Source organism: Stutzerimonas stutzeri (assembly GCF_002890895.1).
Taxonomy (GTDB): Bacteria; Pseudomonadota; Gammaproteobacteria; order Pseudomonadales; family Pseudomonadaceae; genus Stutzerimonas; species Stutzerimonas stutzeri_AB.
In genome coordinates this window covers 301,360-314,797 of the sequence record NZ_POUL01000003.1, presented here as the reverse complement: position 1 = coordinate 314,797, position 13,438 = coordinate 301,360, and the positions used below count along the sequence as shown (strand labels likewise).

11 protein-coding genes are annotated in these 13,438 nt (G+C 56.8%); 5 read left to right on the top strand and 6 right to left on the bottom strand.

Going from position 1 to position 13,438, the window contains the following annotated elements; all coding sequences use genetic code 11:
- Positions 1–477: 477 nt before the first annotated feature.
- Genes CXK96_RS07155 through CXK96_RS07140 form a run of 4 tightly spaced genes read left to right on the top strand, consistent with a single transcriptional unit; the run spans position 478 to position 7,427 of the window.
- Entirely contained in the window at positions 478–2,142 is a 1,665-nt protein-coding gene (locus CXK96_RS07155) for a DNA cytosine methyltransferase (protein WP_102835784.1), read from the top strand.
- On the top strand, positions 2,139–4,163 hold the full coding sequence (locus tag CXK96_RS07150; protein WP_256061588.1) for an ATP-binding protein: 2,025 nt from the start codon (positions 2,139–2,141) through the stop codon (positions 4,161–4,163). Before CXK96_RS07155 ends, CXK96_RS07150 begins: the two co-directional genes overlap by 4 nt.
- Positions 4,163–6,481, top strand: a complete 2,319-nt coding sequence (locus CXK96_RS07145; protein WP_102835783.1) for a Z1 domain-containing protein — start codon at positions 4,163–4,165, stop codon at positions 6,479–6,481. Before CXK96_RS07150 ends, CXK96_RS07145 begins: the two co-directional genes overlap by 1 nt.
- Positions 6,474–7,427, top strand: a complete 954-nt coding sequence (locus CXK96_RS07140; RefSeq protein ID WP_102835782.1) for a PD-(D/E)XK motif protein — start codon at positions 6,474–6,476, stop codon at positions 7,425–7,427. The genes CXK96_RS07145 and CXK96_RS07140 overlap by 8 nt, the downstream gene beginning before the upstream one ends.
- 283 nt (positions 7,428–7,710) lie before the next feature.
- Here CXK96_RS07140 and CXK96_RS07135 read toward each other — a convergent pair whose 3' ends face one another.
- The 4 genes from CXK96_RS07135 to CXK96_RS07120 form a co-directional block, all read right to left on the bottom strand.
- Positions 7,711–7,893, bottom strand: a complete 183-nt coding sequence (locus tag CXK96_RS07135; protein ID WP_102835781.1) for a hypothetical protein — start codon at positions 7,891–7,893, stop codon at positions 7,711–7,713.
- 602 nt (positions 7,894–8,495) lie between these two features.
- Positions 8,496–8,900 carry a DUF6957 family protein gene (locus tag CXK96_RS20630; protein WP_146030698.1) on the bottom strand — a complete coding sequence of 135 codons (405 nt, stop codon included), beginning with the start codon at positions 8,898–8,900 and terminating at the stop codon, positions 8,496–8,498.
- A 143-nt stretch (positions 8,901–9,043) separates the two neighbouring features.
- Positions 9,044–10,444: a DEAD/DEAH box helicase gene (locus CXK96_RS07125; RefSeq protein ID WP_102835779.1), complete on the bottom strand. Its 1,401-nt coding sequence runs from the start codon at positions 10,442–10,444 to the stop codon at positions 9,044–9,046.
- The gene (locus CXK96_RS07120) at positions 10,441–11,031 is read right to left on the bottom strand and encodes a hypothetical protein (protein ID WP_102835778.1); all 591 of its coding nucleotides are present in this window, start codon (positions 11,029–11,031) and stop codon (positions 10,441–10,443) included. Before CXK96_RS07120 ends, CXK96_RS07125 begins: the two co-directional genes overlap by 4 nt.
- 103 nt (positions 11,032–11,134) lie before the next feature.
- Here CXK96_RS07120 and CXK96_RS07115 point away from each other — a divergent pair, with 103 nt between their 5' ends.
- Positions 11,135–11,365, top strand: a complete 231-nt coding sequence (locus CXK96_RS07115; RefSeq protein ID WP_102835777.1) for a helix-turn-helix domain-containing protein — start codon at positions 11,135–11,137, stop codon at positions 11,363–11,365.
- A 278-nt stretch (positions 11,366–11,643) separates the two neighbouring features.
- Here the strand turns inward: CXK96_RS07115 and umuC are convergent, their stop codons facing one another.
- Positions 11,644–12,918 carry a translesion error-prone DNA polymerase V subunit UmuC gene (umuC, locus tag CXK96_RS07110; RefSeq protein ID WP_102835776.1) on the bottom strand — a complete coding sequence of 425 codons (1,275 nt, stop codon included), beginning with the start codon at positions 12,916–12,918 and terminating at the stop codon, positions 11,644–11,646.
- A complete protein-coding gene (locus CXK96_RS07105; RefSeq protein ID WP_102835775.1) occupies positions 12,905–13,342 on the bottom strand; it encodes a LexA family protein in 438 nt (145 codons plus the stop codon). Before CXK96_RS07105 ends, umuC begins: the two co-directional genes overlap by 14 nt.
- Positions 13,343–13,438: the final 96 nt, after the last annotated feature.

Sequence of the window (13,438 nt, the reverse complement as noted above, 5' to 3'; positions counted from 1 at the left end):
GGAGGTGTGCTTCATACCGTTCTCAATGAAGTTTCAGCTAGTCCTGCCATGCTCGGCTGATCAAGAGCTGCCGGGAAATTGCGGCGATGCTGCAAATGGTTCCGCCGGCATTCGAAATGGGGGGAGCAGATTTATTGGGATTACTGTCCGCTTCTGGCCGGTTTAAGCCTGTCGCATCAAGTTGGGGTCGACCATAAGCGGTCTTCGAGAGTGATTCAATCGAGCTTGGCATACCCTCCAGAACACGGAAAGCAGATAATATCCAGATGAAGCTGATGTAATCATGAAGGTTCACACAACCTGCGCCGGCGACACCTCGCGGCTGTTTCATTACACTCTGACACGATGCAGCATTTGCCGCCTAGATGACGATTCGTCAAGCCGGGCTGCGCCGCGTGGTTTGAGCAGGCCTGAGCCGCCGTCCTCCTGCACTCCGTGCAGATGGTCTTGGCGCATGTTCCCTATGAGAGATACCGGATGTCCATCCAAATCGAGCTGCGCAAATCGCAGCCCAGCAAGACCTACGAAAAGCCAATTAGCCACGCTGCAGACCTGTCCCCCTCGACTGGCAAGAATTCCCGCGCCACAACCCCAGATGACCAGCTGATCCGCAGCAAGCTGCAGCGTATTCAAGAAGGCGGCGAAATCCGCTACTTGGACATGTTCGCAGGCTGTGGCGGCATCTCTCTTGGCTTCCTGACCGCCGGATTTACGCCGGTCGCATCGATCGAAATGGACCCGTGGGCTGCGAAGTCGCACGGAGCCAACTTCGGCTCGCGCTCGGTCGGGGGTGACAAGGAAGCGCACCACGCCCCGCGCGACGCGGTAACCGAAACCGCAGACACCGTCTTCGGCGATCTCGGGCTGCAGGGCGCCACGGACCGTCAGATCGATGTTCTCGTCGGCGGGCCACCCTGTCAGGCGTTCGCCCGTGTAGGCCGGGCTAAGCTTCGCGAGCAGGCCCGCCTGCGCGAAGAGGTGACCGCAGACCAAGCCTTCCTAGTGGATGGACGGGTCAGCCTGTGGGAGCGCTACGTCACATTCATCCGGGCGACAAAGCCTGTTGCGCTTCTGATGGAGAACGTGCCAGACATCCTCAACCATGGCGGCACCAATGTTGCCGAGCTCGTTTCCAAAAGCCTTGCCGATGAAGGCTACGACGTAGCCTACACACTGCTGAATTCCGTCTGGTACGGCGTTCCGCAGATGCGGGAGCGCATGATTCTTGTCGGTTTCCATCGTTCGACCGGCATCAAGCCAAGATTTCCGGTGCCAACACACCATTTGGTTCTGCCATCCGGCTACACGAGCTCCAAAAATGCTGCGAGGCGGGTTATCAAAGCCGAAGGCTCGGCGCACCACCGCTGGATTCCCGATCCAGCTCCCGACTCTCCCGCGGCCACATCAGCCTCTGATGCGCTGGCAGATCTGCCGCACCTGTATGCCGAAGAAATGCTTCGTTCAGGGGCCATTCGTCGCGGGGCGAAAGACCCGTCTGAACCTGTCGAGTACACAGCAAAAAAGCCGTCGACTGCCTATTCGCGCTTGATGCGGGAGTGGCACGGATTTACGACTAGGTCTACGACTGGCCATGTTTTCCGGTATCTGCCGCGCGACTACAAGATCTTCGCCGAGATTCAGCCTGGCTGGGAGTACCCGCAGGTGCATGCCTATGTAGAGCAGAAGATTGCGAACTGGCTTGCAGACCGCAGGAGACTCGGTTTGCCCACCGACCCGAGACACGCAGACGTCAGCACATACATAATGTCCTGGCGCATCCCGTATGATCCGGGAAAGTTTCCGAACAAGTGGTGGAAGCTCCGCGCCGATGCCCCGGTACGTACGCTGATGGCGCACCTCGGCAAGGACTCTTATTCCCACATCCACTTCGACTCGAAACAGGCACGCACCATCACCGTCCGTGAGGCTGCGCGGCTCCAGTCATTCCCTGACGGCTTCGTTTTCAAAGGATCGATGAACCCGGCATTCAAGCAGATCGGCAACGCCGTGCCACCACTCTTTGCCTATGCCATCGCTCGTGGAATGCGGGAGTGCCTGGGCGCACCGGAGACTCAGGACATGCGTGTAGCGTTATTCGATTTGGAGCAATCACAAATCAGGACAACAGAGGGCAGGAAGTGAAGTTCACCATTCTCCGACTGCTGACTCATTCCGAACTCGGCATGTTTCATGAGTACCGCCGCCAGGGGAAGGAACGCGGCAAGCAGCGTTCCATCAACTTCGACTGGGACGTCGTCGACAAGGTTTTTCCTTCAGCAGAGAAATCGGACACCATCGCAATCACCTGCCGGCGTCTCGAAGACGAAGGTACCGTGGTTGAGATTGCTTCATGGCTCAAGCGGCAGCACAAAAATTGGAGATTCGAAGGCGATTGCCCGAAAAGCTCCTTCTACAGTTTCGTCGACCCAGGCGTCCTGTTCGCGATGGTGGTTGACGCCTCGACCACCCCTGCCAATGCATCCTGGCTTGTCATCCCAGCAGACCACCCAGCCCGCTCTCTGATCCTCGGCCATGGAGAGAGCGCCCGGCTCGGCAAATCCGCGATGATCGCGTTGTACGGTGATGAAGGCCAGCACTGCCAAGCAGTGCTCTCGGATCACTTCCCGCAGCTATTCAAGGAGGCAGAAACAGTGTCCGTGACGTCAGAAAAAGAAAAAGAAAACGACAACAACCGCAACGACGATGACGCCGCACCGGACCCGCTCGGCCTCTTCAATATCCTGGCACGTGCCGGGCACAGCCTGCCCAGCGCCGTGGCCGACCTAGTGGACAACAGCCTGTCGCATGGCGCTCGGGAGATCAACATCAACTTCCCAAATCCCAATGCGGGCGGCCGGTGGATGTGCATTCGCGACGACGGCACAGGCATGACTCCATCGGGTTTGCGCGACGCCATGAAGATCGGGCACCAGCGTGAATACGACGATGGCGATCTTGGCAAGTTCGGCTATGGGCTGAAGGGTGCGGCATGGTCCCAGGCCGATCGACTGACGGTCGTATCGAAAGCTGCCGGAAACGAGAGCACGACACTCACCTGGGACAAGGACCATCTTGCCAAGACGCGCCGCTGGGCGCTTCTGAGCGACCCGGTAGCTCCCGAGCATACCTCGGCAGTCGACATCGGCGACTCCGGCACAGCTGTGCTGCTTACACAGATGCGCCCCTCGATAGAGCCTGCGAGAGGCAGGGCGGATTCTCCCTACGCGCAGGAACTCGCTGCCATCAAGTCGCACCTCGAACTAGTCTTCCACCGGTACCTTGAAGGCAAGGCGCGCGGGCGCGAGAAGGTCGTCATCAGGCTTAACGATGACGTTCTGCGTGCCAACAACCCCATGGGGCAGCCGCTGACAAAAGAGTACGACCAGCATCGCATCGAGCTTCCCGGTGCTTCTCCGGACAAGACGGCTGCCCTCTATGTCCGTGCGTACGTTACGCCAAACGAGGCAGAGTTCGACGAATACATCAAGGATCTGCTGCCGCTCGAACAACGCGTCGAACGCGACCGCCACTCTTTAAATGGCCGCGCAAACGATGCTCAGGGCCTGTACTTCTATCGACTTGACCGCCTTATCAAATGGGGCGGCTGGGAAGATCTCTTCGCCAAGGATGAGCACACCAAGCTGATTCGTGTCGCAGTTGACTTCGACAGGCTGGCCGATGAGCAGCTGCAGGTAGATATCAGCAAGCAGCTCATTCGCCTGCCCTTTGCGATCACCGCCCCCCTCAAAGACCTGATCAAGATCCCTCGCGCAGCTGCCCGGTCCCGGTACGACAAGAAGGAAAAACCTGCGCCGACTCCGAAAGGAGGCGGCAGGACTGTGTCGCCGGCCGGCACGCCAGCGCTAGGTGGCCTCTTGCCTCCGACTACAGCAGCGGGAGGCAATCCCGTGGTGGCACCTGATCCGGCCTCGGCTGCAAAGAAGAACAGAACTTCAATCCGCCTTGTCAGCAGCGGCGACAAGCCATGGCAACGCAAGACCGGGTTCAAGGGGGAGGAAGTCGAGGTCACCCCGCTGATGCCGACGCTGGTGACGCTCGTGCAGCTCATCGACAAGGATGCTGAGGCCAAGACGGCTCTGTCTGAATTCCTTCGCGCACTGGAGACGGCCGGTGTCCCGGACCAGCTGACGGACAAGGCCTGATGCAGGTCCGGCTTCCCCTTCCCCTTACACTGAAGCCCAGGCTGGCCCTGTGGACCGATGCAACCGCCTGGACCAACTGGTCCCGGCATGAAGCCTATCTGCGGGCCCAGCCCAAATGGAAGCCGCACCAGATTGCGTCGGTTGCGGAAGAGTCACTGCGGATCATTTCGAAGACCACACCGGTGGGGCGCCCGGAATTCCAGTGCCGCGGCCTAGTAGTCGGCTACGTTCAGTCAGGCAAGACCGCCAATTTCACAGCTGTGGCAGCTCGCGCAGCCGACGTCGGTTACCGCCTGATCATCGTTCTTTCAGGCATTCACGATTCATTGCGGAACCAGACGCAGAAGCGCTTGGATCTGGAGCTGGTCGGGACCGGCGTCGACTGGATCACGCTGACCGATGAGACTTCAGACTTTCGTGAGCCGGAGGTGGCCGACGGATTCGCATCGACCGGTACCGTTCTGATCGTCGCGAAGAAGATCACGCCGATCCTGAAACGGCTCAACCAGTGGTTCGGCAGACTTGAAGGCCGGCTCGCTGATGTACCGGTTCTTCTCATCGATGACGAAGCCGATCAGGCCTCCATCAATACACGCGGAAATCGGCGAGACCCCAGTATCGACACCGACACCGAACCGGATGACGACACGGCCCCGTCACTGACCAACGCCCTGATTCGCGACATTCTCAGAAAGATTCCGCGGGCCACATACATCGCCTACACGGCTACGCCATTCGCCAACATCCTCATCGACCCAGACGCCAGTGACAGCCAGGTCGGCGAAGACCTGTTCCCCAAGGACTTCGTCGTGCAGCTTCCGCGGCCGGACGGCTACACGGGAACGGAAGAGCTTTTCGGCGTCAGCTCGCAGGACCGCGATGTAATGCGCCCTGTAGACGCGGCGGATGTGAAGGCTCTGAAGCCGAAGCAACGCAAAAGGAGCGAGGCGATTGTTGCCCGGGGACCGCTGGATCTTCCCCAGTCGCTCGCCGATGCCCTCCTGACCTTTGCACTTGCCGGCGCCATTAGGCTGCAGCGCGGCCAGATGGGTAAGCCGAACACGATGCTGGTGCACGTATCCCGGCTCCAGCAGGACCAGTTGCGCATTGGAGAGGCGATCGAGGAACAGATCCGCAACTGGTTCCATCATGAGAACGCCGAACCCGGCGTGCTCAAACAGATGTTCCGGTCAACGCTCGCAGGGCTGGGACCGGTAGATCTGCCTTGCAGCGAAGAGGTTCTACTTGAAGAGGCAGTGACGAACTTGGCTCGTCTGGCCGTCGTTGTGCTCAACAGCACGACGGGCGACGAACTGGAATACGATGCCAAGCCTGGACGGCAGCTCGTTGCAGTGGGCGGCAATCGGCTGTCGCGCGGATTGACGCTTGAGGGACTTACGATCGCCTATTTCCTGCGCACCACAACGATGGCGGACGCTCTGCTGCAGATGGCCCGCTGGTATGGTTTCAGGACAGGCTATGAAGACCTGATCCGTATCTGGACAACCGAAGGTATCGCTCAGTGGTTTGTGGAGCTGGCGCTGGTCGAAGAATCCCTGCGTGACTCCATCACGGCACTGAACAAGGCCGGCCGCAGGCCTGACCAGATGGCCATCCGGATGCGCGCCCATTCTAAGCTCCTGCTTACTAGCAAGAACAAGAGCAGGATGCAGACGGATGATGCACGGTCATGGTCTGGCGAAAACCCGCAGACAATCCTGTTTCCCATGCAGGACCGGGGACTGCTGGAACGGAACGTCGACTTGGCGTCCGCCCTGCTGCGACAGCATCCACCGACACAGGATGCATACGGCGGCGCCATAGCACACGATGTACCGGCCGAGGACATCGCACTGTTCCTGAGGCATTATGAAGGGCACCCGAACAGCGTTGCATTTCAGGGCGCGGAGATCGCCGACTGGATCCTCGAGCGAGCCGAAGCGGGAGAGCTGACGAACTGGACCGTATTCGTAGCCAACCCGCTGCGGGAACGACAGGTACTCCTGGGAGGAAGGCCTTTCGGCCTTGTTCGACGTTCGTTGCAGGCCAACGAGTCGATCGGGATTCTGATCGATCCACGCCATGAAGGTGCCGACCTGCATGGTGGACCAGAGAACTACCGCATTGCCTCAGGCTTCAATGCTCGGGCAATGCGCGAGGACCGACCCGCGCAGCAGGGCCTGCTCCTGCTCTACCCCCTAGATCCCGAACCGCTCCGCGCGCCAACACGAGCAGTGCTGGGCCTCGCGCTTTCGCTGCCCCGCACTGCGGACGGCGAACAACGGCTCGTCGTGAACCGTGGGGTACGCAATGGTTGAGATCACACAGGACCGCTGGGCAAGTCTGCGCGAGCAGCGACTTCCGCACGAGGACATCTACGAGCAGGCGGCCGAAGACCTGGAAGCAGCGCTGATCGGAGTGTCAGACGACGGACGCCTGCACCTGCTGCTGGCCATCGATATTGCCCCGCAAAACCTGCCGCCGGACCTGCAGAGCCTTCAGGTCCGCATCCTGGAAGGCGGACAGACTTGGCTGGACGTTTCCGCACGCAGCCATCACGAAGAACTGCTTACGCTCGTAGCCAATAAGGTCCTCCACGCTATCCGCATCGAAGGCCGCGATCCTGCTGTCTCGGTCGAACGCATCATCGACGACATGCGTGCGGCATTGCGCCCGCTCGCACCTGACCTGAGCATCGCAGAGCAGATCGGTCTTTTCGGCGAGCTCTGGGTTCTGTCCAACGTGCTGCTCCCGACCATCGGACCGCGCGTCAGCCACCTTTGGAGCGGCCCTGAAAGCGAACGTCATGATTTCGTCGGACAGGGCGTCCACGTCGAAGTCAAGACCACCACGCGATCGGAACCGAAGCACGAAATATCCCGTTTCGATCAGCTGAAGGCACCCGCCAGCAAGCGCCTCCTGTTTGTGAGCGTCATGCTGGAGCGCAGTATTGGCGGCGACGAAACGCTGGCAGACCGCGTCGATGAGGTTCGGGAGAAGCTGGTATCCGATGGGCGTGCGCTAGATGTTTTCGATTCACGTCTAGCACAACTTGGCTGGCACGAGGGCCTACGACAGACAGGAGCCCTCCTCCGGTTCACATTCCGTGATGTCCATGTCTTTGAAGTGGCCGGCAACTTCCCCAGGCTCCCCGATGACTACGTGCCGCCACTCGGTGTGACAGGCATTAAGTACAGCATTAATGTCGGCAGCCTGCCGTCGCTCGACGTATCGGAAGTTCAGGAGGTTCTTCTAACCGCCTAACGCGTCACCGCGCATCTGCGCGGCCATACGCCGCGACAGGTTGACGTGGGTTGTGCGCAGGGGCATTTGCAGATCTGAAAAACGCCGAGCTCAAAGTACCGTATGTGTAAAGTGGCCATATACAAAAACGAAAGCCCGCTGATGTGGGCTTTCGTCTGTTACAGCGCAGGGGCTTCCGCCGGCCTACTCACTCCCACTCTATTATCTATAATTATAAGAAACCCTTATAAAACAGCGACTAAATAAAATGGAAAATATAAACCATGAAAAATGCCATACACCACTAAACCCGCTCAAAAGGCCGGGCAGCGCCACGAGTGTCAAAAGCAGCCGATAGCTGCCGCTCCAAGATCGCCAACTCGTCCCCGTTACCATTAAGAACAACCTCAGCCAGCAGCTCAGCCGCATAAATCGGATCGGCCTTAAAAAGCTCTATCATTGACTCATCGTGACTACGATCCTTCATGAACCGCCCCTAGATGCCCTCACACTCAAGAACAGACTGCTCTAGCCACTACGAGAACTTCAGATCTTAGCCGGTGCGGACCATCGCAGCGGTCAGAAATTGGTCGGGAGTAGCCCTTTACCAGTGCCTAACTCTGGCCGAGTCCGGCCCGAAGCGTCTGACAGTAGTCGGCCAAGAGGTGACCTTGCAGAACTTGGGCCGCGGATTGGAATGAAGCGTGACAGCGCGAGGCGGTTCCTGAAGAGTTTGCTGAGTCAGCAAAGAAGTGTTGGCTCTATTGGTAGTTCCATGTGCTGGATCAGTTATGATTTTACAATCTTCCTCAATCAGCTTCTGAATACGACCAGTTTCATCCAGCTTGGCGGTAATGAGCAGGTGAGCTGGAACGGTTCCACCCATTCTACGGATGTATTCCTCTTTCTCTGCGAGCATATCCACCTCTCTTGCAGAAGGGTAATGACGCAGAGCGCGTAGCCTGGCGTTTTATCTCATCGCTGACCTCGCTGCTGGCTGTCAGACTGTCAGACTGTTAAGGAATCGGCGCACCTCCATAAGTGCGGCAGTGCGTTCGACCGGCATAGTCATGATGTCTCCGCAGCTCATCAAAATATGCTGGCAACTACAGCTGGTTCTGCTGTCTTCCGGGTTCCTGTGCCCAAGAGGATGTAAACGCTATTTTGGGTTTCAAAAAGGCAGTTACTTTTTCGATCGACCAGGAGCGTGCTTCTGACCCAATCGCCTGGAGAAAATCGACGAGCACTATCTGTTACCACGGTGTGGGCATACAGAACGATTGGCTGAAAACCCTGCTCTGTAACCAGCGCCTTTTTGTCATCTGAAATATCGAGATCGACGACAATCCATCGTCTCACTGAACAGTATGCTTTTCCAGGGCACAGCTCTTGAGCCAGCGCGATGCCAGCTGCCTCATCGTCAGAGGCGCTATGTATTTCCTCGCTTTCACTTGATAGGAAGTCGCTGATTATTTTGATGCGTGTATCTGTCATTTAATGACCTCCGGCCTGCGACCACGATTACTTTTGCCTGCACTTTGATCCACGTGCTCGCCGTCAATGATTTGCCGAGCCAATGACGCGAACGTTCACACACAACCCACACGCTTCCACTACTCGGGCTATGCGGCGCAACATCAAAAACAAGCCAACAACTGCTGCCTATAATGTTGAGAAAAGCTGACCTGATAAGCTGGCTCAGCTGCAAAATCAGCTAGCGAAATTGTGTTCGTTGCCCCCGAATCAATAGCCTGACCAGCCCGACTTAAGGCTGCACCATCCATCCCATCGATATGGCCGGCTGTAACAATCAAGTCAGGGTCCAAATCTGGGGTCGATATCGAAATCCGTACTTCATTCAATACCGCCAAGTCATCCGGCAGGTCATTTGCTATTCGCTCCGCAAAGCCCTGCAGTTTTGGTTCTGCCAGCATGAATAGCCATGCTTGGTGATCAGATTCACCTGTGCGCCGAAGCACCCGTCCAAGTACTTGCCGATAATGCAGCTCGGTGCGGATACGACTGAGATAGCAGCAAACTTGCAGGCGCGGGATGTCGGTGCCTTCGCTGATCATGCCCACGGCGACAATCCAGCGGCAACCGCTGCTCCGGAATGCATTAATCACCTGTTGTGCCTCCGGGGTTTTGTTGGTTACGACACGGCACTCTTCACCTATTGCCTCCAGAGCTAGGGCAACTTGCTGAGCGTGTTCAATATCGGTGGCCACCACCAAACCGGCTGCATCAGGCTTGATCTGGCGTAGCTCATTGAGCTTGCTGCAGCCTAGGTCAAGGATCGGATTGATCACCTCGTCATGACGCAGCAGTTCCTCATAGGTCACGAGTGACTCGTCCAACAGTTTGGCGATGCTGGGAAACAACCTCACGGAGCTATCAGCACCAAGCTCCTCCGTAAGTTTCACCTTCTGATTATCTAGCAACACAATGCGAGGAGATCGGCATACGCCGTCGCCAATGGCCTCTTTCAAACCGTAGCGATAATCACAGATCAGATGCCCTTCGGGTGATGAGTAGCGCGCCAGGGCGATGGCCTTATCGTCCGAACGCCAGGGCGTACCAGACAAGGCCAGCGTGAAGGCAGCGCGATCCTGTATACGGTGCAGTACTTGCTGCCCCCATGCATTGCTGAGCAGCGGATCGTGACCAGCACAATGGTGTATTTCATCGAACACTACGAGCACACGGTAATCATCGAGAAGCTGCCAGAACCTCTCATCTCGGTGTTCCATGGCCTGATAAGTAAATGCTGCACCCACGGCACCTATCTGACCATCCAGACGCTTGCCAAGCACCGTAGCAAAGGTCGAACGAAAGCCATCAACGACCTGGCAGGACGGCGCAAAGCACATCACCAAGTCGATTCTGTCCTGCTCAAGCAGTCGGCGAGCCAGTTCTGCCGCCATACGCGTCTTCCCGGCTCCCGGCGTTGCCTGGCAGAAGAAGTGCGGCGTGACGGTGAAGTGCTCCAGCGCTTTAGTGATGCAGCTGCTCTGCCAGCTGCGCAGCGATCTGCTCATCGTGGTGCGGCGAGCGTTTTGAGGGTCTTTTCGATGGCGCGCAGATGCCCCAGAAGACGAGAACTGCGATCTCTGGCCTCCAGGTACTCGCCTTCAACCTCGTCCCGCAAATGTGGCATCTCGTCCAGAAGCAACTTGAATCGCTCCGCCTCGCCCATTGAAGTGAGAAATTCCAAGCGGATCTCCTTGTGGAGCGCCTCCAACCGCTGATCCGTATTGGCTGCAGATTTAAGAGGCGAAGCCCGCAAATCTTTCGCTGCAGGTTCTTGCTCTGGCACTTCGATAGTCTTGAGGATGTTCTCAAAACCGTTGTCAATCAGCTCCAGTTGCAGATGTGCCGGAATTGGCTGCAGATGGTAGATCTGCCCTCGAACACGGCGATCCTCATCAGGCACGACCCAGCCCGTGCGTAGTAATCGACGGATCTGCTCATACACATAGCGGCGCACATCGGCGACACGAAAATTTTTGCCCTCCAGACTTTTGGCATAAGCATCGCGCAACTCACGGGTGGTGAACTTTGTGCGGCCTTCCTCCTGAAGCAACCCATACAGACGCCTGTCAAAGAAGAACGAGGCCGATTTCATTGAGGCACCAGAAGAGTAATAGCAGGAAAATGCGGATTATAGTCCGTGGCTCGTGCGTCCGCAAACGCACGATAGTGCCGTCTCAAGTGGAATTGAGACGGTTATGGAAAATTTGGCGAAAGCGTTAGGGGAACGCATCCGCGCGCAGAGAAAAATCTGCCACATTTCTCAGGATGCACTCGCGCTGGCCTGCAGCCTTGACCGCAGCTACATGGGGCGAATCGAACGAGGCGAAGTAAACATCACCGTCGAGAAGCTTTACCGCATCGCAGTTGAGCTGTCCTGCGATCCGTCCTACTTGCTTCCCCAGGTAGAAGAGCTGCAGCCCACCTGATTGATACAGGCGCCAAAAAGCGTCGAGTCAACCAACTCCGTTGCTTTGCTCCAAGCCCGCCCGCCGACTTAAGCATCTTCAAAATCACCAGCGCAAACGCGCCGCTCTTGGTTTCGTTATCCAGCACTTCCAGCGATAGCTTTTCGTGGTCGGTCATTCGACTTCTTCTTCGCTGAGGCGCAACTGGTGCTGCCCGATTTGCCCTGAACGTAAGCACTCAGGCTGGTAGCGTAAGTAGCTGACGGCCTCGAAAGCTAGTTGAATAGCCTTCGGCACGGCTATCTCACCGTCCAAAGCTCGTCCAGTCTCGTTGTAAAGCTCGGACTTTTCAGCTCTCGTCTCATACCCCACTCCGGCGTAACAGGGACGCGCCCCGTTCTCAACGTTCCCCGCCCCCACTTGGCATTGATCTCATCAAAAACATGCATCACACGTCCGTCACCCTTCGATTGCGCCGGAGCGAATAAATCGGCGGTGAACTCGTTCGGCTGCCGGAGATCCATCAACAGTATCTCCGCCTTGCTGAATTTGAATCCTTCCTGAAACAACTCGCTTAAGGCCGCAACTGCGGCTTTTGTGATGACCCGCGTGTCGTCCGTTGGATATGGAAGCTCACAGATAACACCGCGAGCGAATTTGGGCTCGTCGGGATTGAACATGCCAGTACGTATGCTCACCCGTACCTTCTTGCAGAGAGAGTTTTGCGCCCTTAGCTTTTCACAGGCCCTGGCTGCATATGTGGCGACCGCCTCTCGGAGTGGTTCGATAGCAGTAAGACGTGCTCCGAACATTCGGCTACAACAAATTTCCTGTTTCGGCGGATCTATCTCGTCCATTTTAAGGCAGGGAACACCTTGAAGCTCTCTAGCGGTTTTCTCGACCAACACACTGAACCGCTTACGTAAAGTCCAGGGATCGGCCTTGGCCAAGTCCCAGGCACTGTTGATACCCATTCCCTTGAGGTGCTCGGTCATCTTCCTACCAACTCCCCATACGTCGCTCACATCACAGACCTTCAGCAGCTTGTCCCGGCGAACCGAGTCGGTGATGTCTACGACACCGCCGGTTTGGCGTTGCCAGCGCTTTGCTGCATGGTTTGCGAGCTTGGCCAGGGTCTTAGTGCCGGCGATACCTACCCCCACGGGAATGCCGGTGTAACGAAGCACCTTCGAGCGTATTTGGCGGCCCAACTGCTCCAACGGCACAGTCATTCCGCTTAGATCACAAAATGCTTCGTCAATGCTGTATGACGTCGATTTTACGACCAGACTTTCAATAACAGTCATCACTCGTTGGCTCAAATCTCCGTAGAGGGCGTAGTTGCTAGAGAACGCCACAATCCCATGCTGTACGAGCTTTTCCTTAATCTGAAAATAGGGCTCACCCATCTTGATGAAAGGCTTTGCGTCGGCGCTACGAGCAATCACACAACCATCGTTATTGCTTAAAACCACGATGGGAACACGAGCCAAATCTGGCCGAAATACACGCTCGCAGCTCGCATAAAAGCTGTTGCAATCCACTAGGGCAAAGCACGGTTTAGGCTCGTGCATTGGTGTGACTGCGGATGCTGTAGAGAACCACTCCCCAGATAAGCAGCTCATCGCTCTCAAGAACATATCTGGGAGCGTACGTGGCGTTTTCGGAGCGAAGGACGAACTGATCACCGTCCTTGAAAAGCGTCTTGATCAGCGGCTCGTTGTTTAGTGCAGCGATGACTATTAAGCCAGGCTTAGCCTCGATAGCTCGGTCTACGACGACCAAATCGCCATCGAAAATCCCAACATCTTTCATGCTATCGCCGCCAACTCTAGCGAGGAAAACTTGAGGTAAACGCAGCCCTAGAAGCTCGTCTAACGATATTTCCCGCTCGATGTGATCTTGCGCTGGCGAAGGAAACCCGGCAGGTACGGTAAATGAGTACAGGGGAAGGGGTTTCCCTGAAGCATCGATGTGCCGGAAATAGTCAATCGACATAGAATTCAACCAATGATACTGTTTATATATACAGTATCGTGATTGAGTGCTTGAGGCAACACGGGCTGACGAAACGACTAGAAAAACGGCTCGTAC

Coding starts and splice junctions, on each gene's coding strand:
- CXK96_RS07135 (WP_102835781.1), bottom strand. CDS start 7,893: ATGAAGGATCGTAGTCACGATGAGTCAATGATAGAGCTTTTTAAGGCC.
- CXK96_RS07140 (WP_102835782.1), top strand. CDS start 6,474: ATGGTTGAGATCACACAGGACCGCTGGGCAAGTCTGCGCGAGCAGCGA.
- umuC (WP_102835776.1), bottom strand. CDS start 12,918: ATGCACGAGCCTAAACCGTGCTTTGCCCTAGTGGATTGCAACAGCTTT.
- CXK96_RS07105 (WP_102835775.1), bottom strand. CDS start 13,342: ATGTCGATTGACTATTTCCGGCACATCGATGCTTCAGGGAAACCCCTT.
- CXK96_RS07120 (WP_102835778.1), bottom strand. CDS start 11,031: ATGAAATCGGCCTCGTTCTTCTTTGACAGGCGTCTGTATGGGTTGCTT.
- CXK96_RS07155 (WP_102835784.1), top strand. CDS start 478: ATGTCCATCCAAATCGAGCTGCGCAAATCGCAGCCCAGCAAGACCTAC.
- CXK96_RS07115 (WP_102835777.1), top strand. CDS start 11,135: ATGGAAAATTTGGCGAAAGCGTTAGGGGAACGCATCCGCGCGCAGAGA.
- CXK96_RS20630 (WP_146030698.1), bottom strand. CDS start 8,900: ATGACAGATACACGCATCAAAATAATCAGCGACTTCCTATCAAGTGAA.
- CXK96_RS07125 (WP_102835779.1), bottom strand. CDS start 10,444: ATGAGCAGATCGCTGCGCAGCTGGCAGAGCAGCTGCATCACTAAAGCG.
- CXK96_RS07145 (WP_102835783.1), top strand. CDS start 4,163: ATGCAGGTCCGGCTTCCCCTTCCCCTTACACTGAAGCCCAGGCTGGCC.